Annotated in this window: 22 protein-coding genes; 6 read left to right on the top strand and 16 right to left on the bottom strand. The window is 41.2% G+C overall.

Features of this window, described 5'->3' with window-relative positions; translation table 11 throughout:
* Window positions 1-150: 150 nt before the first annotated feature.
* Window positions 151-1362 (top strand): YeeE/YedE family protein, encoded by a 1212-nt coding sequence (locus tag AC4MBN_RS05730; protein WP_395525918.1) that lies wholly within the window; start codon window positions 151-153, stop codon window positions 1360-1362.
* 211 nt (window positions 1363-1573) lie between these two features.
* On the opposite strand, the gene AC4MBN_RS05725 is transcribed toward AC4MBN_RS05730, so the two are convergent.
* The 4 genes from AC4MBN_RS05725 to AC4MBN_RS05710 all read right to left on the bottom strand — a co-directional run bounded on the left by AC4MBN_RS05725 (window position 1574) and on the right by AC4MBN_RS05710 (window position 5180).
* Window positions 1574-2506, bottom strand: coding sequence for an IS5-like element IS17 family transposase (locus AC4MBN_RS05725; RefSeq protein ID WP_419365521.1), 933 nt, complete (start codon window positions 2504-2506; stop codon window positions 1574-1576).
* A 63-nt stretch (window positions 2507-2569) separates the two neighbouring features.
* The gene (locus AC4MBN_RS05720; protein ID WP_419365619.1) at window positions 2570-3079 is read right to left on the bottom strand and encodes a hypothetical protein; all 510 of its coding nucleotides are present in this window, start codon (window positions 3077-3079) and stop codon (window positions 2570-2572) included.
* A gap of 62 nt (window positions 3080-3141) precedes the next feature.
* The gene (locus tag AC4MBN_RS05715) at window positions 3142-3921 is read right to left on the bottom strand and encodes a TIGR03915 family putative DNA repair protein (RefSeq protein WP_491880815.1); all 780 of its coding nucleotides are present in this window, start codon (window positions 3919-3921) and stop codon (window positions 3142-3144) included.
* The gene (locus tag AC4MBN_RS05710; RefSeq protein WP_491880814.1) at window positions 3921-5180 is read right to left on the bottom strand and encodes a putative DNA modification/repair radical SAM protein; all 1260 of its coding nucleotides are present in this window, start codon (window positions 5178-5180) and stop codon (window positions 3921-3923) included. The genes AC4MBN_RS05715 and AC4MBN_RS05710 overlap by 1 nt, the downstream gene beginning before the upstream one ends.
* A 208-nt stretch (window positions 5181-5388) precedes the next feature.
* On the opposite strand from AC4MBN_RS05710, the gene AC4MBN_RS05705 reads away from it, so the two are divergent.
* The gene (locus AC4MBN_RS05705; RefSeq protein ID WP_491880813.1) at window positions 5389-6432 is read left to right on the top strand and encodes an NAD(P)H-dependent flavin oxidoreductase; all 1044 of its coding nucleotides are present in this window, start codon (window positions 5389-5391) and stop codon (window positions 6430-6432) included.
* A 65-nt stretch (window positions 6433-6497) separates the two neighbouring features.
* Here AC4MBN_RS05705 and AC4MBN_RS05700 read toward each other — a convergent pair whose 3' ends face one another.
* Complete coding sequence (locus tag AC4MBN_RS05700; RefSeq protein WP_491880812.1) at window positions 6498-7175, bottom strand: hypothetical protein; 678 nt, start codon at window positions 7173-7175, stop codon at window positions 6498-6500.
* 244 nt (window positions 7176-7419) lie between these two features.
* Entirely contained in the window at window positions 7420-8445 is a 1026-nt protein-coding gene (gene dusB / locus AC4MBN_RS05695) for a tRNA dihydrouridine synthase DusB (RefSeq protein WP_419365616.1), read from the bottom strand.
* An 80-nt stretch (window positions 8446-8525) separates the two neighbouring features.
* Between dusB and AC4MBN_RS05690 the strand changes: the two genes are divergently transcribed.
* Window positions 8526-9731 (top strand): DUF1615 domain-containing protein, encoded by a 1206-nt coding sequence (locus AC4MBN_RS05690; RefSeq protein WP_491880811.1) that lies wholly within the window; start codon window positions 8526-8528, stop codon window positions 9729-9731.
* Window positions 9698-10363 carry an HAD-IB family phosphatase gene (locus tag AC4MBN_RS05685; RefSeq protein ID WP_419374942.1) on the top strand — a complete coding sequence of 222 codons (666 nt, stop codon included), beginning with the start codon at window positions 9698-9700 and terminating at the stop codon, window positions 10361-10363. The genes AC4MBN_RS05690 and AC4MBN_RS05685 overlap by 34 nt, the downstream gene beginning before the upstream one ends.
* Before the next feature lie 53 nt (window positions 10364-10416).
* On the opposite strand, the gene AC4MBN_RS05680 is transcribed toward AC4MBN_RS05685, so the two are convergent.
* Both AC4MBN_RS05680 and AC4MBN_RS05675 read right to left on the bottom strand, forming a co-directional pair.
* Window positions 10417-11511: a fatty acid desaturase family protein gene (locus AC4MBN_RS05680; protein WP_004786314.1), complete on the bottom strand. Its 1095-nt coding sequence runs from the start codon at window positions 11509-11511 to the stop codon at window positions 10417-10419.
* 14 nt (window positions 11512-11525) lie between these two features.
* Entirely contained in the window at window positions 11526-12590 is a 1065-nt protein-coding gene (locus AC4MBN_RS05675; RefSeq protein ID WP_491880810.1) for a ferredoxin reductase, read from the bottom strand.
* A 153-nt stretch (window positions 12591-12743) separates the two neighbouring features.
* On the opposite strand from AC4MBN_RS05675, the gene fabR reads away from it, so the two are divergent.
* Window positions 12744-13421 (top strand): HTH-type transcriptional repressor FabR, encoded by a 678-nt coding sequence (fabR, locus tag AC4MBN_RS05670; RefSeq protein ID WP_004786319.1) that lies wholly within the window; start codon window positions 12744-12746, stop codon window positions 13419-13421.
* A 47-nt stretch (window positions 13422-13468) separates the two neighbouring features.
* Here the strand turns inward: fabR and AC4MBN_RS05665 are convergent, their stop codons facing one another.
* The 5 genes from AC4MBN_RS05665 to AC4MBN_RS05645 all read right to left on the bottom strand — a co-directional run bounded on the left by AC4MBN_RS05665 (window position 13469) and on the right by AC4MBN_RS05645 (window position 19276).
* Window positions 13469-14269: an alpha/beta fold hydrolase gene (locus AC4MBN_RS05665; protein ID WP_491880809.1), complete on the bottom strand. Its 801-nt coding sequence runs from the start codon at window positions 14267-14269 to the stop codon at window positions 13469-13471.
* A gap of 128 nt (window positions 14270-14397) precedes the next feature.
* Window positions 14398-14664 carry a PAAR domain-containing protein gene (locus tag AC4MBN_RS05660; RefSeq protein ID WP_419365611.1) on the bottom strand — a complete coding sequence of 89 codons (267 nt, stop codon included), beginning with the start codon at window positions 14662-14664 and terminating at the stop codon, window positions 14398-14400.
* 145 nt (window positions 14665-14809) lie between these two features.
* The gene (gene rapA, locus AC4MBN_RS05655) at window positions 14810-17647 is read right to left on the bottom strand and encodes an RNA polymerase-associated protein RapA (protein WP_419365610.1); all 2838 of its coding nucleotides are present in this window, start codon (window positions 17645-17647) and stop codon (window positions 14810-14812) included.
* 143 nt (window positions 17648-17790) lie between these two features.
* Window positions 17791-18387, bottom strand: a complete 597-nt coding sequence (locus AC4MBN_RS05650) for an RluA family pseudouridine synthase (RefSeq protein ID WP_491880943.1) — start codon at window positions 18385-18387, stop codon at window positions 17791-17793.
* Between the two features lie 178 nt (window positions 18388-18565).
* Window positions 18566-19276 (bottom strand): phosphopantetheine-binding protein, encoded by a 711-nt coding sequence (locus AC4MBN_RS05645; RefSeq protein ID WP_491880808.1) that lies wholly within the window; start codon window positions 19274-19276, stop codon window positions 18566-18568.
* A 159-nt stretch (window positions 19277-19435) separates the two neighbouring features.
* Here AC4MBN_RS05645 and AC4MBN_RS05640 point away from each other — a divergent pair, with 159 nt between their 5' ends.
* Window positions 19436-20236, top strand: coding sequence for a glycosyltransferase family 32 protein (locus AC4MBN_RS05640; protein WP_491880807.1), 801 nt, complete (start codon window positions 19436-19438; stop codon window positions 20234-20236).
* A gap of 245 nt (window positions 20237-20481) precedes the next feature.
* Here AC4MBN_RS05640 and AC4MBN_RS05635 read toward each other — a convergent pair whose 3' ends face one another.
* The 3 genes from AC4MBN_RS05635 to thiE form a co-directional block, all read right to left on the bottom strand.
* Window positions 20482-20898: a GlcG/HbpS family heme-binding protein gene (locus AC4MBN_RS05635; protein ID WP_491880806.1), complete on the bottom strand. Its 417-nt coding sequence runs from the start codon at window positions 20896-20898 to the stop codon at window positions 20482-20484.
* A gap of 129 nt (window positions 20899-21027) precedes the next feature.
* Window positions 21028-22329 (bottom strand): glutamate-1-semialdehyde 2,1-aminomutase, encoded by a 1302-nt coding sequence (gene hemL / locus AC4MBN_RS05630; RefSeq protein ID WP_125279557.1) that lies wholly within the window; start codon window positions 22327-22329, stop codon window positions 21028-21030.
* 39 nt (window positions 22330-22368) lie between these two features.
* Window positions 22369-22989 carry a thiamine phosphate synthase gene (gene thiE / locus AC4MBN_RS05625; protein WP_419365623.1) on the bottom strand — a complete coding sequence of 207 codons (621 nt, stop codon included), beginning with the start codon at window positions 22987-22989 and terminating at the stop codon, window positions 22369-22371.
* Window positions 22990-23704 lie beyond the last annotated feature (715 nt).

Raw genomic sequence — 23704 nt, 5'->3', positions numbered from 1 at the left:
TTCTGAAATAATCATGACCTTATATCATTTAAAGTCATAATTATTATCAGTTATCAGGATGTTTAATTGACTCTTAGAAGCTCTAGATCAACCCATTTTAGTGAGAAATTGCGTAATATACGCGACTTTATTTTTAAAGCTTGATCTCCCATGTCTGTTATTGCTGTGTCTTCCCAGCGATCGAATCTCTCGGTCTGGGTGGCTTTTATTCTGCTTGTATTAGGAACTGTCGGTGCCTATCACATCGTAGGCCTGAACCAAGCTCTATTATTTCTGGTGGGTGGTGCACTGGGTATGACCTTGTATCATGCCTCGTTTGGTTTCACCTCCAGCTGGCGCATCTTTATTAAAGAACGTCGTGGTCGTGGCTTACGTGCCCAAATGATCATGCTGGGTCTTGCTGTATTGCTATTTTTCCCTGCTTTAGGCGCAGGTGAACTGTTTGGTAATCCAGTTCAAGGCTTTGTCAGTCCGGTTTCACTGTCTGTGGTGATCGGGGCATTTATTTTCGGGATTGGCATGCAACTCGGTGGCGGTTGTGCATCAGGCACACTTTATACTGTGGGTGGTGGTAGTGCCCGTATGCTGGTAACCCTGTTCTTCTTCTGTGCTGGCTCACTGATTGCGACTTCGCATATTGACTGGTGGTTTAACCTACCCCATTTCGCACCCATCTCCATTGTAGAAAGTTTTGGTGTTATTCCTGCACTTGTTTTGAGCTTTGTCGTTTTTGCTGTTATTGCTACTGCAACTATCTTTTTTGAAAAGAAACGTCATGGCAATTTAGAAGTTGAACCTCAAAGCCAGCATCAGGGCTGGAAACGTTTTTTGCGTGGTCCGTGGCCATTAATCTGGGGTGGAATCATTTTAACCCTGCTTAACTTTGCTACTTTGGCGCTGGCTGGTCGTCCATGGGGGGTAACTTCTGCCCTTGCTGTCTGGGCCGCGAAATCTGCAAGTTTTGTTGGAATTGATGTAGCCTCTTGGGCGTATTGGCAGCAACCAGCAAATGCCAAAGCCTTATCTGAATCGCTCTGGTTCGATATTACGTCTATGATGAACTTTGGCATCATGCTTGGTGCATTATTGGCCGCCAGTCTGGCAGGTAAATTTGCTCCAAACTTCAATATTCCAAAACGTTCATTGGTTGCTGCAGTTATTGGCGGTTTGATGCTTGGCTACGGCGCTCGTCTGGCTTATGGCTGTAATATCGGTGCCTATTTTAGTGGTATTGCTTCAGGCAGCGTACATGGCTGGTTATGGCTGGTCTTCGCATTCCTTGGAAATGGGCTTGGGGTAAAACTTCGTCCAATTTTCTTCCCCGGTGAGAAACCTCAACCAGAAAAACTGACTGGCTGCTAAATAAAAAAGCCCATCTTTGCGATGGGCTTTTTTATAGCTTAATGCGATTAAGGTTCAATAAAATATAATTATTCTATTTTTTAAAATAAATTTTATTACAAAAGCAAATCAGTTTTTTAAATAAAACAATATTTTTTAAATGATATATTATAGTTAAACGGCTTTGTTGCACAAAGATTTGAAATGCAAAGCGCCCCTAATTGAGCCAAATTTAAGGCGTAATTTGGGTAAGTGGTCGACCTAATTCCGTAAATCGGTTGAGGACTGCTACACGTGCATGAATTTCATTCACCTGACTAGGAAAGCTTCTTGCCATTAATTTATCGCCTAATAATTTGATGCAATGCATCTTGGTTTCCACCAAACTGCGGCGATGATAGCCTGACCATTTTTTCCATAATGTCCTGCCTAAACGTTTAACTGTTCGAAGTAATTCATTTCGCTCTAGCGAGCTACTCTTTCTATCTTTCCATGGTTTCGCATTTTTTCTAGGTGGAATCACCGCATGTGCTTGCCGATCTGCAATGACCTGACGGCATTGCTTGGTGTCATAAGCTCCATCGGTATAAACAGAGTCAATCTGCTCATCTTGTGGAATCTGATTAAGTAAATCACCAAGCACCTGTGAATCACTGACATTATTGGTTGTGAGCTGAATAGCGCGTATTTGTAGGGTTTTGGCATCTATACCAATATGTAGTTTACGCCATTGGCGACGATATTCAGCTCCATGTTTCTTGCGTTTCCATTCGCCCTCACCTAGAAACTTCATGCCTGTAGAGTCTACAAGTAGATGCAGCCCCTCGCTACTTTTTTGGTAGCTGATTGCAATATCAATATGCTTTTGTCTTCTACAAAGCGTACTGTAATCTGGTGCGGTCCAATTTAATCCGCAAAGTTCAATCAGACTTTGCACAAAGCCAGTGACCATACGTAAAGATAGACGGAATAAGGATTTAATCATTAAGCAGCATTGGATAGCTGCGTCGGAGTAGGTTTGATTTCGCCCTTGTTTGCCTTTTGATGGAGCATACCATTGCGTAGCAGGATCAAACCAAATGGCAATATTTCCGCGACTCATGAGTACTCGGTTATATGCGGGCCAATTGGTTGTGCGGTAGATTTTATGTGTAGGCTTCTTCATTTGAAAATTATATCGCTGAAAAAGCCTTTACAGATAGGTTTGTGCAACAAAGCCGCTTAATGCTTATAACGCAGCTTTTAAATTACAGCCATAATTCATAGTCTGTTGAACTTGGCGATAAGTCGTATAACGGTCCAGAATAAAAGTATAGAACTGATCGCTAGATGCAAAATTGGATTTCAGGTCTTCATTCTCGGCTTTAGGTAATTGAATCTCGTCGACCAGATTCAGATTATAATGTCCCAAGCGATACATCTCGGTAAAATAACCATTCATCATGTCACAATAGGCTACTTTACTGGATTTTAGCGCAGTCCGGCTGACAGGATGCTGATTCAAGGTTTGCAGGTTATTCACATCCAAAGGCAATTGATGAGAAAAGGCAATGCTTTCTACTTTTTTAAATTGCTGAAAGTCCTGTGCCAACTTACTGTTTAGATCATCAAAACGTTGCTGTAATTCCTGTGCACTTTTAACCTGATATTTACCTGGATCTACTGCTACTTTCTGTTGCTCTGCTGAACATGCAGCCAATCCAGTTACCATAGCTAATGATGCCAGCCATACCTTCATATCTATACACTCGATCTAAATATTAGCTGTCATTATGCCTTAAACTTGGGTGAAGATTTTATTTAAAGTACTTTCTCATTCATATAACGCCAGTAGCGCTTAGGTACATACTGGATATGCAGTTTCAAATTTTGTCGTGCCTGAATATTCACGCTTTTAAAATAATCTTTCCAAAGCTGATCATAAAGTACTTCTTCATCATCCAGTTCAATACTAAAAGACTGACTATGTCCAATCCGGATTTGTGGATCAACCATTTCTGCATTCATCTCTATCTGGTGCACATCATTTAAATCGTAATAGATGCCGTACTGGCGCTGCTCATCATAAATTAGCCAAAGCTGATCTTGGTAACGTTCCTTAAAATGCCGGGAAATAATCGGCAGTACATTAAAATCCGGTTTGATCAGACTAAGGAACAATCCATCTTTGGCTTTTTTGAAGCGGACAAAAGCTTCCATACGATGCTTTTCACGCCCGACCTGTTTCATCCATTGTGACATTCCGATGACTGCATGATGGCCATAATCTTTATCAACCGGCCGTTGGTTTTGAAATACATAAACTGCAAAATCGAACAGGTTCTGAAATGCCTGTTCTTTTTCAGAAAGAAAAGCATAATAAAAGGCTTTTAAACTACTGGATGATACTTTCTGTTTTATGCCTTGCCAGACCCGCTGCCCATGACTTTCATTCGAAGCCACATGAATAAAATCATCGAATAAGCCATTTTGTGCCTGCGGATTGGCCGTCACTTTGACATCAAACTCTTTAAATTCAAAAGCCCGAAATACACAGCTTAATAAACCGGTCATGGTGCCATCAAAACAATACTGTGCCATCAGAAACCGAATCCCAGTTGAGGTGACAGTTGTTGCTGATATTTGGATTGACCAGCTTGTAAAATCTGCTGGCGAATCTGCTGGGATTGCTGCTCCTTTTTAAATTTTGGTGTATCTGCACAGCGGATAAAATGCTGTGCCCGGTTATACGCCACGCCCATCCTTTTCAGTTGGTCAATATGAATCTGACCAAAACGGCGTGCCTGTACAATCTTTTTGGCAGAACGTACTCCAATGCCCGGCACGCGTAAAATCATTTTGTAGTCGGCTCGGTTAATATCAACCGGGAAGGCCTCAGGATGACGTAAAGCCCAGCTCAGCTTTGGATCAATATCCAGATCCAGATTTGGATGCTGGTCATCTACAATTTCATCTGCTGAAAATCCATAAAAACGCATCAGCCAGTCAGACTGATATAGACGATTTTCTCTTAATAAGGGTGGCGCTGAGCCGATTGCGGGTAAGGCTTTTTCTTCGGGGTTAATCGGAATATAGCCAGAAAAATACACGCGTTTCAGCTTAAATTCCTTGTAGTGCCGATCAGCCATTAAAATAATATCTTTGTCTGTCTCACTATGCGCACCGACCACCATTTGCGTGGTCTGCCCTGCAGGAACAAATTTGGGAACGGATTTGATGATCTTACGTTCATCTTTCAACTGGATTAGGCGATCCCGCACAATTCCCAGATCTTTTTGCACTTCTGTATGGGTTTTCTCTGGGGCAAACTTTTGCAGGCCTGCTTCGGTTGGCATTTCCAGGTTGATACTCATCCGGTCGACATATAAACCCGCTTCAGTAATGATCTCCTGCGATGCTCCGGGAATGGTTTTGAGATGAATATAACCATTAAAATTTTCTTCAAGACGCAGCTTTTTCACCACCTGCAACATCCGCTCCATGGTGTAATCTGCTGATTTAAAAATTCCCGAACTTAAAAACAGCCCTTCAATATAATTACGGCGATAAAAATTCATGGTCAGATCGACCACTTCCTGTACGGTAAATGCAGCACGTTTTACGTCATTGGAACGACGAGAGATACAATAGGCACAGTCAAAAATACAGACATTAGAAAACAGTATTTTCAGCAATGAGACACAGCGACCATCTTCGGTATAGCTATGACAGATTCCATTTCCGGTATTGCCCAAGCCTTTGTCTTTATTTTTACGGTTACTGCCACTCGATGAACAGGACACATCATATTTGGCGGCATCAGCTAAAATTTGTAGTTTTTCTCGGATACGATCAGACATGATTTCAGCAAGTTGTTGGCTAAAAACCTATTATAAATTTTCCCCGTGATGCACTATAGCTTTCCTGTCTTTGTAGCGACATTTCATGTCGTAAGAAATGTAATTGAACCGTTATCCATACAGCATTATTTCAAAATAAAATAACCAATATGATTTGCTTAATTCTGCGGCTATAGGCAAAGTAGATAGAGTAACAGGGAGCAAATCTATGTCTTTATTAGAAAAACTTGGAATAAAACATCCTATTTTTTTGGCCCCTATGGCAGGCGTTTCGACACCTGAACTGGCAGCGGAAGTTTCAAATCAAGGTGGTCTGGGTTCGCTCGGCTTAGGAGCCAGCAGCGTAGAATCTGCGCGCCAGCAGATTTTAAAAACTCAGGAACTTACAGATTGCCCATTTCAGGTTAACTTTTTCTGTCATGACAGCCAGCCTCTTGATGAAAACGTAGCTCAAGCCTGGATTAACCAGTTTAAAGATAAATTTGCTGAATACGGAATTAATCCACCCACTCAATTGAACTGTATTTACCCAAGTTTTAAAGACAATGATGACTTCCTGAATCTGGTTCTGGAAACCAGACCATGTGCGGTCAGCTTTCATTTTGGTATTCCTCTTCCGCATCAGATTCAGGCTCTAAAAGATGCCGGTATTCTGACGATGGTATCTGCAACCAATTTTGCTGAGGCCAAAGCCATTCAAGCAGCAGGGATTGATATCATCATTGCTCAAGGCATTGAGGCTGGAGGTCACCGGGGTATCTTTAGTACCAAATTTGATGCCTCAGTCAAAACCTCCAATCTGGTCAAGTTAATAAAACAGCATTTTTCACTGCCGGTGGTTGCTGCAGGCGGAATCATGAATGGTGAACAAGCCCGTCAGATGATGGACTTTGGCGCTGAAGCAGTACAATTGGGTACAGCATTTGTTCAATGCAAATCTTCCAATGCCAATGACGCCTATCGTAAAGCGCTACTGTCCAAGCCGCTGACTCAAGTTAGTGCCAGCATTTCCGGCCGCCCAGCGCGTGGCATCATTAATCACTGGCACATAGACGTAGACACGCCTAATCGTCTGGATGTTCCTGCCTATCCGTATACTTATGATCTGGCCAAGCAGTTACATGCAGCAGCGTCCAAACATGGTGATCAGGGTTATGGCGCGTTTTGGGCAGGTTCAAATGTGGCGCAAATTCGTGAGATGGAAGCTTCTGATTTAATTAATCAGTTAGTGCTGGAAATGAAACAAAAATAAAGCAAAATTTAATTTTAGAACATAAAAAAACCTCTCCAAAGAGAGGTTTTTTTTATATCGTTCTTTTAACGAGTCATACGATGCCAAGCATCTTTGATCGCAAATTTTGCTTCTTCCCAATTCAAACGAGATTCACCTTTTACCTGTTCCCATTTGGTTCGTAATTCAGGTTCGGCATGTTCGAAGTCAGTTTGACGGTCATATAGCGGACGGTTTTCATAACCCACCCGATAGGCACCACGATAGTCACGATCATAGTCGAGATCGCTGTAAGTAGTGCGTGATTCGGTATAATACGGACGGTTGGTATGCTCAGTTCTCCAGTAATCATCTTCCTGCTTAATCGTGTCCGGATGCTGATAATTATCTGCCTCTGGATGATTTTCTGGATGCTCATAGTTATCCGTTTGTTTCGGATGATCAGGTGAAGCAATATCATTCCCTGCAATACCGCCTACAACACCGCCAATGATACCGCCTACTACTGCCCCTGGAGGACCACCTACCAGACCGGCAATCGCTCCAACTGCTGCCCCGCCTAAAGTACCTGCACTGGTAGCAAGTACATTATCCTCACCTTCATTCATATCTGGCACACGAGGATTATCTTTTTGAGGTGAATTCAAATCTGGTCGAGCACTGGCATCTGTTGCATCTTGATTTAATGCGTCACTACGTTCCTCTGGTAATTCAGTCGAGGTTTTATTGCCAAAGTCTGTAACTGGACGATTGGTATTTGTCATTATAGATCTCCCTTGATCATGAGAATGAACAAGATTGAATAAACATCTTGCCATGCTAGAAATTCAGCTTAGAGCAATTTCACGTAACCAATGTCCATATCCTGTCCAGTTTCAGTGAACTTAATATGCGGCTATGTTCACTACAGGCTTTAATATAACGGAAGCATATAAAATTTTAGCTACAAGATAAAAAAGGTACTGTATTTACTACAATACCTTTTAGAAGAACTAGGAAATCTCTCTTTTATTTGGTTTCTAACAGATTCACCTGATCTACTTGTACATCGCTCATGATATGGCCATGTTCCAGTAATCCATTAAAATAGTTTTCCACCACTTTATATTGATCGGCGGTGTTTTCTACCTGATACATATTTTGACGGAATTCATTACTCGAACGTAGTCCTTTGGTATACCAGGCAATATGCTTACGCGAAATACGACAACCTGAATATTCACCATAAAACTCATAAAGTTCGGATAAATGCCCTAGTAGCACATCTTTCACTTCAGCAATACTTGGCGCAGCCAGATGCTCTCCGGTTTTTAAATAATGTGCAATTTCACGAAAAATCCAAGGACGGCCTTGTGCTGCACGGCCGATCATAATGGCATCTGCACCTGTATAGTCCAAAACATATTTAGCTTTCTCAGGACTATCAATATCTCCGTTCGCAATCACGGGAATATTCAACATCCCTTTCACTTCCTTGATTAAGGAGTAACGTGCCGTATTGAGGTACATATCTTCACGAGTACGACCATGTAATGCCAGCGCTGCAATCCCCGCGTCTTCAGCACGTTTTGCAACTCGTAGGATATTTTCATGACCGTTGAGATAGCCCAAACGGGTTTTTAAAGTCACAGGAACATCAACTGCAGCAACGACTGCATCTAAAATACGTGCAACCAGATCTTCATCCTTTAACAAGGCAGAACCGGCCAGCTTATTACAGACTTTCTTGGCGGGGCATCCCATATTGATATCAACAATTTGTGCCCCATTTGCGACCTGATAACGTGCTGCCTCAGCTAAGTCATGCGGATCAGAACCAGCAATCTGTGCTGAGATTGGTGCCAGCTCACCATCAAAATTGGCACGATATAAGCTTTTTTTACTCATGCGCAAGGTCTTGTCAGAAGTCATCATTTCACTGACTGCATGACCTGCGCCAAAGTACTTGCATAAGGTTCTAAATGGACGATCGGTGACACCTGCCATAGGAGCGACAATCAAATTATTTGACAGTTGATAGGGACCAATATACATATAAATTCATCACTTTTCTGATGGGCATAGTATACTGCATCTGCCTTGTTCACTCATCTTTTCAATTTATTTACGACACCATGAACAAATATTTTGCTCAAGTTTTTTCTCTTAAGTCCGTATCCATACTTGCTTTATCTATTAGCCTTGTAGGGTGTGGCAATGGTTCATGGTGGTCAAATGATGAACCAACTCTTGAAGTTGAACATATTCGCAAAGCCATTCCAGGTCGTGTCAGCCAGCGTGAATCATGGGCACAAGATATTTATGACATTACTGACCAGCTCGGTATTCCACAAACCAAAGAGAATATCTGTTCAATCGTGGCAGTTGTCGATCAGGAATCTAACTTTAATGCAGATCCGGTAGTTCCTGGTCTTGGTGAAAAAGCCGTTAAAGAAGTTCAGGAACGTCTGGAAGAAAAATTCAAAGATAAACTTGGTGAAAGTATCGGTGGAACAGTTGCAGGATATTTCCAGGACGTACTTAAAAATCATCCAAGTCCAGAAGACAATTATCTAAGCCAGATGCGCCGGGTCAAAACCGAACGTCAATTAGATGAACTTTATCGTGAAATCTTTGATTACATGGCCAAACATTATCATGTAAGTGCACTGACAGGTGCTGCCAAACTGTTTGGACAAAATATTGGCGAAAAAATGAATCCGATTACAACTTTGGGTTCTATGCAGGTTCATATCAGCTATGCCAAGGAATATAAACGTCAAGGTGGCAGTATTGCTGATTTGCGTAGTGACCTGTATAGCCAGTACGGCGGACTCTATTACGGGATTCATCGATTGATGATGTACCCTGCGGATTATGAAAAACCGATTTATCGCTTTGCTGATTATAACTCCGGGATGTATTCCAGCCGTAATGCAGCATTCCAGAGCATGTTAAATAGCTTAACCGAAGCTGAATTGAGCCTGGATGGCGATTTACTACTATATACTAAAGATGGCGCGATTCGCTCACAAAAGAGTCAATCTGAACGAGAGCTCATCAGCGTTTTTGCAAAAAATAATTTTATTATTACTGAACGTCAGATTCGGGCGGATCTAAAAAAAGAAAAAGTTAAAGATTTTGAAGATACCATGACTTATCGTGGTATCAGTAAACTTTATCAAGAAAAAACCGGTAAAGAGCCAATTTATGCAATGATGCCAGAAGTTGTGATCTCAGGCCCAAAATTGAGTCGTGAGTATAATACTAACTGGTTTGCCAGCCGTGTCGATGGTCGTTATCAAACATGCATGCGCCGCATCAAAAATATAAAACTCTAGCCTTATTTGATTTTGATGGAACCCTGTATCCTTATGACAGTTTTACAGGGTTCATTTTCTATGCCTTAAAGAAAAGGCAGATTTTAAAACGTGGCATTCGTATTCTGCCTTGGATTCAGGCTTACTATCTTAAGCTCTATCCTGCTCATGCAATGCGCCCAAAGCTGTATTACACCATGTTCAAAAATAGTCATGCGCATGAAATTCAGCAGCTTGCCGAAGAATATGCACAGCAGCTTGTTTTAAGATTAAATCCTAAGCTATTAAAGCAACTTAGACAACATCAGCAACTCGGGCATCAAGTCGTTCTCGTTTCTGCTTCACTGGATTTATATTTAAAACCGGTTTGTACTTATTTAGGCATTGACCTGATTTGTAGTGAAGTAGAAATTCTGACAGGCAAAATGACAGGTTTATACAACACACCTGATTGTAGTAAGGATCAGAAGAAAAGTAGAATCCTGGAAAAATATAATTTAGAAGATTATGCTGAAATTTATGCTTATGGAAATAGCGAAGAAGATGAGGCAATGTTAAGCCTTGCACAGTATGCTTATCTGGAAGGTCGAGATAAAGTACTTCCACTACTTGAAATGAATTTATCTGAGTCTGAGCTTAAAATAATTAATTAAACTGAGAATAATAAAAAACCGCTATGAACAGCGGTTTTTTATTGAAATCTATCTTACTTCTTAAACGGAAATGCATATTTCACAATACGTTTAATTACGCTGCCATACTGTTTTACCAAACTGGCATTGTTATAGTTCAGACCATATTTTTTACATACTGCTTCTACTTTTGGCGCCATTTGACGGTAACGGCGTGCAGGCACATCTGGATATAAGTGATGTTCAATCTGATGGCTTAAATGTCCAGTCAAAATATGAAACGCTTCAGAACCAGTCAAGTTTGAAGAACCACGAATCTGGCGCATATACCAGTGACCACGACTTTCATTTTCCATCACAGCTTTCGGAAACACTTCTACATCTTTGGTAAAGTGACCACAGAAAATAATACTAAAAGTCCAGATATTACGAAGGCCATTTGCCACCAGGTTACCTGTCAATACCGGTAATGCTGCAGGACCTGCAATCAATGGAAAGAATACATAATCTTTGAATAATTGCTTGCCAATTTTACGCTGCATTGGCTTCCATTCTTCAAGGGTTTGCTCTTTGGTTTTACGGCCTTTGAAGTATTTACCCAGTTCAAGGTTTTGAATGGCCACGCCCCACTGGAATAACAAGCAAAATGGAATACTGTAAATTGGCTGTAATAAATAGCCTGGTTTCCAGCGTTGCTCAGGGAACAAACGCAACAAGCCATAACCAATATCGTCATCCATGCCTTTAATGTTGGTATAGGTATGATGCTTGAAGTTATGGGTTTGACGCCAGTTGTCTGAAGTTCCGACAATATCCCACTCGTAGGTTTGGCCATTGAGCTTCGGATCATTCATCCAGTCATATTGACCGTGCATGACATTATGACCCAATTCCATATTTTCCATGATTTTGGCAAAGCCTAATAAGCCTGTACCCAACAACCATGCTGGCGGGAACCAGCCTGCGAATAATAAGGCACGACCTGCAATCGATGAATAACGGATACTCGAATATACGCGACGGATATATTTGGCATCTTTTTCACCTAAATCATCCAGCACTTCCTGTTTGATGGCATCAAGCTCACGTGCAAGTTCATCTAGCTCAGACTGGGTCAGTTCACGGTTTTTAGGATTTTTAAAATACTGTAATTTTACTGGCATATTCATAGGATAAAACTCGCTTATAAGTCGATGACAAGGTCAGTCTGCGCTGAGTTAACACAAATTTTTAAAAGATTACCTGGCTCGGTATTTTGTGCGCCATTTACTAGATTCTTGGTTGAACCTTCCGCTTTATTACAGGCACATTTATTACAGATGCCCATACGACAGCCATGGGTCGGTCGGATATTCTGCTGTTCCAGGCTTACCAGAATTGACTGGCCTTTTGAAATCGTGACGATTTTTTTCGATTGAGTCAGGGTTACATTGACAAAACCGGTATCAGCTTCATCACTCAGACTCATGCTGAAAGCTTCACTTTTGAACAGTTTTGCTGAAGCAAACAGCCGTTCTGCAGTCGCAACAAAACCTGATGGTCCACATGCATAGACTGTGCTGTGTTCCAATGCTTGCAATTGATCTAGATAAGATTCATCAAGACGCGGCGCAGCCGGTTGTTCCTGAGTTGCAAATACCTGATAAGAAAAGTTTGAAAACTTTTGTGCCAGCTCTTCAAAACGCGCAATGAAAGCAGCATCCTGGTTTTTCTTAACCCAGTACCATAAAGTTACTGGTGCAACCAGTTCAGCTTTATCTTTTAAAGCTTCCAGCATACTCAGCATTGGGGTGATACCACTACCCGCAGCAAGCAAAAGCAATGGGCTGTCCTGTTCTGGCAAAGTCATGTCACCGAAAGGCTGACCGAATTCAATGATATCGCCGACTTCAGCCTGTTCAGCAAACCAGGTAGTAACTTTACCCGCATTCACTTTTTTAACCGTCAATAAAATATGCTGCTGATCAATACGGGTCAGACTATAGCTACGTTCATAACGAATGCCGTTCACCACCACAAATACAGGATGATGCTGGCCCGCCTGACCGAAATGGAATAAATGATTGACACGAATCGTCAGGCTCAACATATCCTGCGCAGCATGTTCTTTGCGCACAATCTTGCCTAAGGGCTGATTCATCGACCATAAAGGATTTAATTTCTGCATCCAGAAATTAATTGCATACGGATCAATCACACTCTCTTTCAGCGTATTTAATGGTGTTTTAAGCTTTTCGAGTACAGGCATCGTTTTAGACATCACCTTGGATTTTTAATTATTATACACTTGTATATATATTTGTATATACATTTGTATTGTTTCTAATCATTTCACAAGCTGGACTGCCTTCGTTATAATGTGTTAATGCCTTTTACTAATCACCTCATGAATGAGCCTTCAATGAAAATAAGCAGTGACGCGTCTTTACCATCGAAAAGCATTGATGAGCCCATTATTGTCCGTAGTGTGGGCCGTAAAGCGACCATTACCAAGGAAGAACTGTTCCAGGCTGCTTTAAACCTGATCGGACCACAAAAAAGTATTTCATCTTTAAGCTTGCGTGAAGTTGCTCGTGAGGCTGGAATTGCTCCGAACAGTTTTTATCGTCATTTTAAAGATATCGATGAACTGGCGATTGAGCTGATTGATCGTGCTGGGATTGTGCTGCGTCAGATTCTCAATGAATCCCGCCTAAAGGCATCGAAACAGAACAGTATTATCCGTAGTTCTGTCGAAGTCTTTATTGCCCAGCTGGATGCTGATGAAGGTAATTTAAGTCTGTTATTACGTGAAGGTTATACCGGTTCAAAATCCTATAAACAGGCAGTCGAACGCCAACTGAATTATTTCCAGCAGGAGCTTCAGGAAGACCTGATCCGTCTGGAACGACTAAATAATAAAAAATTATTTCATCCTGAGATTGCGGCCAGAGCGATTACCCAACTGGTATTTAATATGGGTGCCAATGTGATCGATATGGCACCTGAAGACCGTAAGGAAATTGCGGAACAGACCATGATCATGATTCGCATGATTCTGGAAGGTGCCCGTCATCTGGATCAATCTCAGATCCGTTAAGCCAGCTGTAAAAAAAGACTCTTAGTGAGTCTTTTTTATTACCAAGATTAAAGCTTATTCAATCTGGCTTTAACATGGTTTGCCGTCATTTCCGGATGCTCTAGTGGAAACATATGTCCGCCCTGCACCACCGAATAATGAATTTGGTAAACCTTATGCATGCCTTGTGGTAAACCTTGCTGATAAAACTGGCTGCGCTCTGCTGTGATTAAATGTATCGGAACCTGGGGTGGTTTTCTTGGTGTACGCCACCACCAGGCCGGTACAGTCCGGAAAATTTCTGCCTCAACCTGTTTCGGAATAGCTAAAGTTACTCCTCCACGCTCTTGATCAGGTACAATCCCACTTTCAATATAATCCTGAAAACATTGTTCATCAAAATGCTTAAATAGACGATTCGATCTCAGCGCTGCAACGGCGTCCTGTTTAGATGGCCAGTAATCCTTACGTTTTAGGGTAATACCTGCCGGAGTGAAGCGGTCAATACTTTTTAAGTTGAACTTTTTCACGACTTCAAACAATGCACTATTTTTCCCAATTACGAAAGGTGGATCCATGATCACCAGTTTGGAAAATAAATCCGGACGTTGATAGGCTGCCATTAAAGTTACCAAACCACCAAATGAATGTCCCAGCCCAATCACCTTTTGATCCGGAGATTGCTGCTGGATATCCTGTATCACTTCATTTACTAGATAACGCCAGTCTTTGGTAATTGGATAGTCTGGATTCATCCCGATCAGCGGAATCGCCTTGACCTGATATTCGTCCTGAAAATAATTTAAAAACTTGCGATAGCTTGCCGATGGAATGCCATTGGCATGAGTAAAATGCAAAACCTGTTTCATTATTTTCTTTGGTCATTTCTTTATAAAGTCTGAAAGAAGCTTAATATTGAAATGCAAAATTCTACAGAACCAAATTCACCAATCTATGACCTTTAAGTCACTCCTAGCTTAAATCGGCAAATGGTTCGTTATTTTTTAGAAATAGTCAGGTTTTGCATTGGTAAAAAAGTGGCTCCACAACTGGCTTTATCTCCAGCAATGATTACAGCCCTGCCTTTGATTATTGTAGATAAATCACTAGCAATGGCTGTCACGGTAGTTTGGCACTTAGGACAGTAATGCTTCATGCCATTCAGATGCACCGCCATGCCATTAATTAAAAAAGAGTTCTCACATTCAGAGACCATACCGCCATGGCTGGTTTTCGCGCCAATAGTGATCAATGCTTTGGACATGGTATTTATTTCTTATTCTTAGGTGGGCTGATTCTAAACAATACAGAAAATATCAGCTAGCACGGCCCGACCAAGCACTCCATGAAGCTTTAAATTTCAGCCATAATAAAAGCAGCCCGAAAGCTGCTTTTATAATTCATTAGACTTATGGTTTAACCACGACCATTACCTGAATCGCTTCAGGTGTTACGGATAAACCTTCTAACAAACTCAAGCCTTCTTTTTGCAGCTTCTGTAAACGTGCGATTTCATCTTCACGGATACTTGGGTTGAACTGTTTCAGGTAAGTTAGACGGTCAATTTCATACTGCCATTTATTTCCATACACTTCTTTAGCCTGCTGCTTGAAGTTTGGCAATGCTGAACGAGCCAGTTCCAATGCTTGTTGATAACGTGCTTCAATTACTTCACGCCGTGCTTTCACTACCTGACGGCAGCTATTGCCATCTAAATGATGTAGATAAGGTTTCAGGATTTCAGGCGCAATCTTCTGAGACAGATCCTGACCTTTTTCACTGAGCAATACACGGATCAGTTGCTGTGGCAAGCTTGACGGTAAGTTCAGTGCTTTTGGTGCAACCACATCAACCTTGAACCACACTTCCATCAATACAGAACCTTGTGGTAATGCTGCAGATTTTAAGACTGCAACATTGGTACTACCAAAGCCTTGAGTATTGATCATTTCCATCACACTTTCAGTGAGTGGATGTTCTAGAGTTAGATATTGAGCATCTTCACGGATCTGAGCCTGATCACGATAGAAGGTGGCTGTCATACCCTCTTCATCCAGGGTTAAACCTTGTACCTGCATCTGATCCGTTGGCTTGATGATCACGGTACCATTGCTTTGTTCATCAAAATCGATATTGGTCGATGCCATGAAACGCTTCATGAACATTGGCAAGGTGGTATTGTCATCATAGTCTTCAAGTGCATTGACAATTTCCTGTGCCACGACGGGGCGGCAAGAATTGTACTCAAGCAGACGGTCACGACCTTCCTGCAATTCAGCTTCAAGCGCTTCACGTTGCACACTGACTTCTTCCAGCAGATCTTCAAATTCCTGACCTTTATCTGCCAGCAAGCAATCTTTCAGGGCAATAATAAAGTTTTCTTGCAGCGTTTGCGCCGTTGGAGAAATGTTGCTGAAAATATTCAACGCTTCGTTATACCAGCGGAACATACGTTCTTGTGCAGTACCCACCAGATAAGGCACATGAATCTGGATACGGTTTTCCTGACCGATACGATCCAGACGACCAATACGCTGTTCCAGTACATCCGGATTGGCTGGCAAGTCAAACAGAATCAAGTCAGATGCAAACTGGAAGTTACGGCCTTCTGAACCGATTTCAGAGCACAATAAAATCTGTGCACCATAAGATTCTTCAGCAAAATAAGCCGCTGCCTGGTCACGTTCCAGCAGGCTCATACCTTCATGGAACATGGCAGTACGGATACCTGCATGCAGACGTAATACATTTTCCAGTGCTTCAACCACTGGACCACTACGTGCAATCAGCAATACTTTTTTATGCTTCAGATCAGTACGTAGCTTTTCCATCAACCACATTACACGCGGATCGGTTTCCATCCACGAGCCATCAAGTTGAGATTCTTCCGGCCACATCTGTTCACGTAGTTTGCCATCTTTAGACCAGTTTTCTGGTGCTGGCAAAGGCGCTGGCTGACAGTCACGGCCAGGGAAGCCCTGAATTGCTTCACGTGTATTACGGAACAGGATACGACCCGTACCATGACGGTCTAGCAATTCATGAATCGCACGGAAACGTTGCTCCGGAGTATCTTCAATCGCATGACCAAGCAGGCTTTCAATCGCAGTAAAATGCTCTGCTTCCAGTGGAAGGTCTGACATCAGTACTTCAGCGATTTTAGCAGTATGCTGATACTGCTCTTCTTCATCCAGGAAACGGTCCAATGAACTGAAACGTTGTGGATCAAGCAGACGCAAACGCGCAAAGTGAGATTCCACACCGAGCTGTTCAGGTGTTGCAGTCAATAACAATACGCCCGGTGTTTTCTCTGCCAGTTCTTCAACCAGATCATAACGGTCATTGCCGCCTTCTTCCTCAGACCACATCAGGTGATGCGCTTCATCGACCACCAACAGGTCAAAGCCCGCCTCAATCGCCTGTTCGCGTAGATCTTCGTGATCCACCATCAAGTCCACAGAAGCAATAATGCGCTGTTCGGTCAGGAATGGATTTAGTTCAGGATCATGCTCTTTGATCGATGCAGTACGCGCCAAATCAAATAGGGAGAATTCAAGATTGAAACGACGGCGCATCTCAATCATCCACTGATATTGCAGTGAATCCGGAACCAAGATCAGGATACGTTCAGAACGGCCAGTTTTAAGTTGCTGATGAATGATCAGACCAGCTTCAATGGTTTTACCCAAGCCAACTTCATCCGCCAGTAAAACACGCGGTGCAAAACGCTGACCGACTTCATGTGCGATATACAACTGGTGTGGAATCAGACCTACACGCGAACCGACCAAGCCACGCAATGGACTGGTTTGCATATTAGCTTGCATCAGCAAGGCTTCAATACGCAGGTCATACCATTCTTTATAGTCAATCTGGCTGGCCAGTAAACGGTCTAAAGGTTTAGACAACTGAATCGTTGCGCCTACACGGGTTTCATTTAAAGCTTTACGTTCTTCTGTGCCATCTTCAAGAGTACGAACCACGTGATAACGCACCACGCCATTTCGGTCTTCAACTGACTCAACGGTCCAGATCGTACCTTCCTGATCTTGCAGCTCGTCATTTGCATTAAATACGATACGAGATAAGGGTGCGTTACTGCGAGCATAGACGCGAGTTTCATCGCTTTTTGGGAATAAAATGCTGACCGATCGCTCATCAACATCAATGAGAACCCCTAAACCGAGTTCTGTTTCAGTATCTGATAACCAACGTTGACCAATAGCAAATTGCTGCAATTTTTCCACCTTTATCTTAAGTACAAGATTATGAATATCAGGCTCAATCACGAAACGTCATTTGAGCAAAATTTCACACCTTCAAGCAATGTATTTTGACATAAAGCCCACTAAAAAGTGAGCATAATTCACGTCGATTAAACAAGTATTTCCTAGAATTCAGCCGGACAATTAAATTCAACTAACTGTTGTGTTTTAGGATGATAAAAACTTAAACGCTCGGCATGTAAGCATAGACGCGGACTAAGCTGTTGCTGCTCTGGCGTTGCATACAAGGTATCGCCAATAATCGGATGCCCGAGATATTGCATATGTACACGGAGCTGATGTGAACGACCGGTAATCGGAGTCAGTTTCACCCGAGTCACAGCTTGCCCCTGAATTTCAAAATGTTCGATGGCCTGCCATTCTGTAATAGCCGGCTTATTATGATTCGGTTCAGCAATATGCAGTGGCGGACGGCTTGGATCGTAAATGACAGGCACATCAACTGTACCCTTGTCTTCTAATGTTCCAGCCACGATGGCCTGATAGGTTTTATCGGTTTGGCGTTCCTGGAACTGGCGGGAGATGGATTTTTGCCCTTCACGGCTTAAGGCAAATACTAAAATACCGGAAGTGTCTCGATCCAGGCGGTGGATCAGTAAAGTTTTAGGTTCCAATTTGATGAGGCGATTGATCAGGCAATCTTGTAAATCTTCTGTTTTACCGGGCACTGTGAGTAAGCCTGCAGGCTTATGGATGACCATAAAATCTTCATCACGATGTATCAGATGTTCGGTTAGAAAATTACTCAAAGTTCAATCCCACGCTGATCGCGAAAAACAAGGCGGCCATAATAGAAAGCTTGAGTGATAATTACAATGCGCATTTATGTAAATGGCGATGAAATTTCCGATTATTTTAAGAAAATTACCCAATTAGCGATTATCGACGTGCAGATTGCATTACAAAGCTCACTAAATCATGTAATGACGGGTGTTCCAGCACATCTTCATAACGCAGATCAGCACCATGCGCACGCCATGTGCCAACCAGACTGACTACTGCTACAGAGTCCAGTCCATACTGCTTTAAATCAGCATAAGGATCAATTTCCAGCGCATCCATATCCAGCTGTTCAGCTACTGCCAACATGATGCCTTTAGTTGACAATACATATTCTGACGGCGCACTTAAGTTCCATAATCGGGTCAGACTATAGCTGTTCATATGATGCAAAGCTTGTGCCGATATATTCTCAATCCACTGGATATGCTGTTCCTGACTAGGCATCAAAATTGCATCATTAATTATGCAAATTTGTTCTGTCACACTTTGCAGATGTGGCAAGATCTGTTTCAGCATCGGTGTGATTTGTCCGGCAAAAATCAGTTGTGGATGAGTTGAAGCATATTCTCCAAGTTGCTGCATACCCTGCATTAAATCATCGCCATATAGGTCGACAATGGGAATATCAAGTGCTTTAGCTTTATTGCTGATCTGAATCAGATTATTCATCAGCTCAGTCTCTTGAATCCCGGTCTGCATTCTTAAATTATGCAGCCCAACCAAGACCAAGACTGAATCTGTAGCAGCAAGCTGCCATTTGGCTTGAGATGGAGCAATTTGAATTTTTCTGGGCATTGTATAGAGCATGGGAGTTTTATCTATTTAGCTTATTGCAAAAGTTCATTATGCTAGCTTAGATTAATAGGAATGATAAGTTTCAAATCACAATTAATAATACCTTCTAATATATTATCTATTAAATTTTTATAATAAAAATTAAAAATAATTATTTATTCGGAGCTTCATATGAAAATTCCAAAAATAATACATCAAATACATACTAAAGGCATTAATGCCTTAACACATGAAGAAAAACAAGCTATAGATCTATTAAAGAAAAATAATCCTGATTGGCACTATCAATTTTATAATTATCAAAATATGTTAGATTTTATAAAACAAAATTATTCAAGTAGATATTTAAATGCATTTTTAAGTATAAATCCTGAATACGGGGCTGCCCAAGCTGATTATTTTCGCTATTTACTCATATATAAGTCAGGTGGAGCATATTTTGATGTTAAAAGTTATACCACTATACCCCTTAGTCATTTAATTTTACCCACAGATGACCTTTTACTTTTTGAATGGCAAGGTGGGAGTTCTCAATATCAGCATTTTGGACTACATAAAGAGATTAAAAGAGGTAGAGAGTTTCAACAATGGAATATCATTTTCTCAGCTAATAATTCTTATATTTATAAAGTTATTGAAATAATAACCCAAAATATTGAACAATATAGCGTATTAAAATTTAAATATGGGTGGAAAGGGGTCTTACTTACGACTGGCCCTATTGCTTATACAAATGCTATTGATCAAATTGAAAAAAAAGAAACGATAAGAATACTGGGAAGCAGTTGTAAAAATGGAATAATTTACAGAAATCATGATTCTGTACAAGACTTAGATAAAGCACATTATTCGTACTTAAAAAGCCCTGTTATTATGAGAAATGGAATATACAAATATAATGACAAAATTATAATTTATATCTTTCTTTTAAGAAGCTTAATAACAAGAATGATTTCTCGACCTACAACATAAATATATTTATAAATAAATTAAATTCCAGTATTTCTAGGTTAGTCTTTAATTTAATAATTAACAGATATAAATATACTTTAAATAAAAACAGATTATCTAAATTAAAAACTTTAATTTTATAAAAATATTAAGATAATTCTCATTAATTTTATTACTTAAAATCAAAAAAACCCAAGCGAATCAACTTGGGCTTTGTTAAATTTATTCATACTCACGATGATTTTTTATTTTCCAATTACTAACACCTAATTTTGTAGTGCCAAAAACTTCTCAATCGCCTGCTGAGCAATCGCAGCATCTTGGAAAGACTTCACGCCAGAAACACCCATCGCACCAACCACCTGACCTTGATACATAATCGGCTCACCACCTTCCAACATACCCGAGAAAGTATCCATGGTCAGAAAGCCCATTTGCCCACCTTTGATAATATCTTCAAACAGCTTGGATGGACGGTGACTAATGGCAGAACAACGTGCTTTTTCCAGACACAGGTTTGCTGTCATCGGTGAAGCCCCATCCATACGCTTCATTGCCAGCAAATTACCAGTTTCATCAACGACAGCAATACTGACATTAAAGCCATTTTCTAGCGCATATTCATAGGCCTGATTTAATAAAAACTCAGCATCGCTTAAGGTCAAATAATGTTTGGTTTTCATTCAACTATCCAATTTCTAATTTATCAATTTCAAATCTTTGCGGTCTAATTAAAAGAATAAAATAAGCCCGAAGGAATTCGGGCTTATGTTCCCTCTCCTTTTAGGAGAGGGTTAGGAAGGATTTAAAACTTAAGCTTTCATTTCAGCAAAAGTTTCTTTAGCCGCCTGGATCGTGAATTCAATATCTTCATCACTATGCGCAGCTGAAATAAACCCTGCTTCAAATGCAGATGGAGCCAGGTTCACACCACGACTTAACATGCCATGAAAGAATTTTTTGAAGGCTTCAACATCACACTTCAGCATTGAATCAAAGCTAGTGATGTCTTCCTGATCCGTGAAGTACAGGCCAAACATACCGCCCACTTGCTGGGTCTTGAATGGAATACCTGCTTCATCCGCAGCTGCCTGTAAACCTGCAAGAAGTTTTTCAAGTTGTGCAGTCAATTTTTCATAAAAACCTGGTTCACGCAGATGTTTAAACATCTCGATACCAGCACGCATCGCCAGTGGGTTACCAGACAAAGTACCTGCCTGATACACGTTACCTAATGGCGCGATGCATTCCATTACTTCTCGTTTACCACCAAAAGCACCAACTGGCAGACCTGCACCAATGATTTTACCCAAAGTCGTTAAATCAGGAGTCACGCCATAATGTGCCTGAGCACCACCCAGACCGACACGGAAACCGGTCATCACTTCATCAATAATGAATACTGAACCATGTTCATCACAGACATCACGTATCGCTTGCAGGAAACCATCAATCGGTTTCACCAGATTCATATTCCCTGCTACTGGCTCAACAATCACACCCGCAATTTCAGAGCCAAACTTGGCAAAGCATTCTTTTAAAGTGGCAATGTCGTTATAAGGAAGAGTTAATGTATGTTTGGCAAAATCAGCAGGTACACCCGCAGAAGTCGCTTCACCTTCACCTTTAGTTAACAGGCCAGAACCTGCTTTTACCAGCAGCGAGTCAGAGTGCCCATGATAACAACCTTCAAATTTTACGATCTTGTCACGGCCAGTATAACCTCGCGCCAAGCGAATCGCAGTCATCGTTGCTTCAGTACCGGAATTGGTCATACGCACCAATTCAATAGATGGCATGATGTCGCAAATGATATCCGCCAAAGTGGTTTCATGCACGGTTGGTGCACCAAAGCTTAAACCATCTACTGCTGCATCTTGCACCGCTTTAATGATCGCAGGATGCGCATGACCCAGAATCATTGGCCCCCATGAACCGACATAGTCCACATAGCGCTTGCCATCGACATCGTACAGATAAGCACCTTGGGCTTTCTCGATAAAGATAGGCGTACCACCCACGCCATTGAAGGCACGTACAGGTGAGTTAACACCACCCGGAATATGTTTATTGGCTTGTTTAAATAGTTGTTCTTGCTTTGGAGATAAACTCATGAGAATCACTCAACTCAAAAATACAATAAGAAATAAAAATTAAGCTTGTTCAGCAAATAGTTCCGACCAGTCATATACACGTTGACCGACAGTCGACATTGAGCGACCTAAGACATCACTAATGACTGCACAAAGATCTGCACCGGCTTCAATAACTTCTCTACCGTTTTCAACCGTCAAACCACCAATGGCACAGATTGGCACATTCAATTTTTCTTTAGCCAGCTTCAATGTTTCTAAACCAATATTACCTGCTTCTGGCTTGGTATCAGTCGCATAGATCGCGCCAAAGGCCACATAATTAGCCCCATCAGCAATGGCTTGTTCAGCAAGCTCAAGTGAATTATTACAACTGCGGCCAATCAATACATTTTTGGGCAAACGTTCAACAGCTTCCTGGATTGAACCATCATCCTGACCCAAATGCACGCCTACACCATATTTTACTGCAGTTCCCAAATCGTCATTAATCACAAATGGAACTTTGTACTGTTCACACATTTGTTTCATATATTCGATTTCGTAAGCCTGATCTTCTTTCGCTACTTTTTTACGACGATACTGAAGTACCGCAACTTCATAAGTCGCCATTGCACCTTCAAGTTTTGCTAGGAGAAGTTCAATAGGATCATCATTGGTAATTAAATACAAACCGCGCATGACTGCCGCCATTCAAAATACATACGCTATTATAGGCATAAATGGGCGAGTTTCCCCATCCTAAACACTGAATAATACCCGATTCAGGTATTAGATTATTATTTGTACTTTTTATACAGGTGATTGATCAATATCCCTATTTTCAGTGATAGGCGGCTACGAGAATTTACGTTTTAATGGTTTTATAACAATAATGATAAAGTGTTAATGCTTACGCCCTCCGACAAACGCTTTTAGGATTTTGCAGATAACTTAGTGGAGAAGTTGCAAAATTCTGAAAGCGATTTTTTTATGTCCGGATGTTACTATTCCTGTTTATAAAATTGCTGAAATACCATTAATCACAAAAACTTAAAGAAAACTTCAAAATACCCAATTTCAGGGATAGGTCTACATGCATTAAAGGATTTAAATAAGTTCGAACACAACACATAAATAGAAAAGCAAAAGCTGTGTTTTATCTACCAGATCCTTTCTAGCTTTGGGTAAACCGTTTATGGGGAGACGTGTCAAAGCTAGAAAGGATCGACCCATCTAAGCAGAACCGACCATCTCATCTTTCAAACTTGCTTCATTCATCTCGTGAATATTTTCTAAATCATTCAGATAAATTAAAAATAATGCACTGCACATCTTTCTATTTTTTTAAATATAAAAAAAGCCCGGAGAAGGTCGCTCCAGGCTTGGAAAACTGATTTATTCAGTGAATTATACT

Source organism: Acinetobacter sp. CAU_H_60, assembly GCF_058599385.1.
This window is presented reverse-complemented; position numbering and strand designations above follow the sequence as displayed.

Excerpts from the sequence above, each read along its gene's own strand:
- AC4MBN_RS05710 (WP_491880814.1), bottom strand. The coding sequence starts at position 5,180 with ATGTCTGATCGTATCCGAGAAAAACTACAAATTTTAGCTGATGCCGCC.
- AC4MBN_RS05690 (WP_491880811.1), top strand. The coding sequence starts at position 8,526 with ATGAACAAATATTTTGCTCAAGTTTTTTCTCTTAAGTCCGTATCCATA.
- AC4MBN_RS05700 (WP_491880812.1), bottom strand. The coding sequence starts at position 7,175 with ATGACAAATACCAATCGTCCAGTTACAGACTTTGGCAATAAAACCTCG.
- AC4MBN_RS05705 (WP_491880813.1), top strand. The coding sequence starts at position 5,389 with ATGTCTTTATTAGAAAAACTTGGAATAAAACATCCTATTTTTTTGGCC.
- thiE (WP_419365623.1), bottom strand. The coding sequence starts at position 22,989 with ATGCGCGGTTTGTATTTAATTACCAATGATGATCCTATTGAACTTCTC.
- AC4MBN_RS05645 (WP_491880808.1), bottom strand. The coding sequence starts at position 19,276 with ATGCTCTATACAATGCCCAGAAAAATTCAAATTGCTCCATCTCAAGCC.
- AC4MBN_RS05715 (WP_491880815.1), bottom strand. The coding sequence starts at position 3,921 with ATGGCACAGTATTGTTTTGATGGCACCATGACCGGTTTATTAAGCTGT.
- hemL (WP_125279557.1), bottom strand. The coding sequence starts at position 22,329 with ATGAGTTTATCTCCAAAGCAAGAACAACTATTTAAACAAGCCAATAAA.
- dusB (WP_419365616.1), bottom strand. The coding sequence starts at position 8,445 with ATGTATATTGGTCCCTATCAACTGTCAAATAATTTGATTGTCGCTCCT.
- AC4MBN_RS05730 (WP_395525918.1), top strand. The coding sequence starts at position 151 with ATGTCTGTTATTGCTGTGTCTTCCCAGCGATCGAATCTCTCGGTCTGG.
- AC4MBN_RS05640 (WP_491880807.1), top strand. The coding sequence starts at position 19,436 with ATGAAAATTCCAAAAATAATACATCAAATACATACTAAAGGCATTAAT.
- AC4MBN_RS05650 (WP_491880943.1), bottom strand. The coding sequence starts at position 18,387 with ATGGTCATCCATAAGCCTGCAGGCTTACTCACAGTGCCCGGTAAAACA.
- AC4MBN_RS05660 (WP_419365611.1), bottom strand. The coding sequence starts at position 14,664 with ATGTCCAAAGCATTGATCACTATTGGCGCGAAAACCAGCCATGGCGGT.
- AC4MBN_RS05635 (WP_491880806.1), bottom strand. The coding sequence starts at position 20,898 with ATGAAAACCAAACATTATTTGACCTTAAGCGATGCTGAGTTTTTATTA.
- AC4MBN_RS05720 (WP_419365619.1), bottom strand. The coding sequence starts at position 3,079 with ATGAAGGTATGGCTGGCATCATTAGCTATGGTAACTGGATTGGCTGCA.
- AC4MBN_RS05680 (WP_004786314.1), bottom strand. The coding sequence starts at position 11,511 with ATGAATATGCCAGTAAAATTACAGTATTTTAAAAATCCTAAAAACCGT.
- AC4MBN_RS05665 (WP_491880809.1), bottom strand. The coding sequence starts at position 14,269 with ATGAAACAGGTTTTGCATTTTACTCATGCCAATGGCATTCCATCGGCA.
- AC4MBN_RS05675 (WP_491880810.1), bottom strand. The coding sequence starts at position 12,590 with ATGCCTGTACTCGAAAAGCTTAAAACACCATTAAATACGCTGAAAGAG.
- AC4MBN_RS05685 (WP_419374942.1), top strand. The coding sequence starts at position 9,698 with ATGCATGCGCCGCATCAAAAATATAAAACTCTAGCCTTATTTGATTTT.
- fabR (WP_004786319.1), top strand. The coding sequence starts at position 12,744 with ATGAAAATAAGCAGTGACGCGTCTTTACCATCGAAAAGCATTGATGAG.
- AC4MBN_RS05725 (WP_419365521.1), bottom strand. The coding sequence starts at position 2,506 with ATGAAGAAGCCTACACATAAAATCTACCGCACAACCAATTGGCCCGCA.